Source organism: Dellaglioa sp. CoH-57-MRSF-22 (assembly GCF_056781895.1).
In genome coordinates this window covers 1-232 of the sequence record NZ_JBXAXT010000290.1, presented here as the reverse complement: position 1 = coordinate 232, position 232 = coordinate 1, and the positions used below count along the sequence as shown (strand labels likewise).

Genomic DNA, 232 nt, shown 5'->3' with positions numbered 1-232 from the left:
ACAAAGCTTTTACAATCGCGTCCAATGGTGGCCGGAACAGGGCATGACGGGCACTGTTGAGGCCGTCCACAAAAACGGGTCGGTTCGCGTGGCATGCGACCAATTGCGCAACCAGTCGTCAGACGGCCGTATCTACAAAACGTTCCGGCCGCTCGATATGGTGTTTGAGGTCATCAAGTAACGATCCGCAGGGGCCTGAATTATGGTCCCTGTTTTCCCAGCAAAATACCCG

1 protein-coding gene is annotated in these 232 nt (G+C 54.7%); it reads left to right on the top strand.

The window, feature by feature from the left end; genetic code table 11:
- A partial coding sequence (locus AC1RPR_RS09120; RefSeq protein WP_481763629.1) for a hypothetical protein occupies positions 1 to 181 on the top strand: 181 nt, incomplete at its 5' end.
- Between the last annotated feature and the right edge of the window lie 51 nt (positions 182 to 232).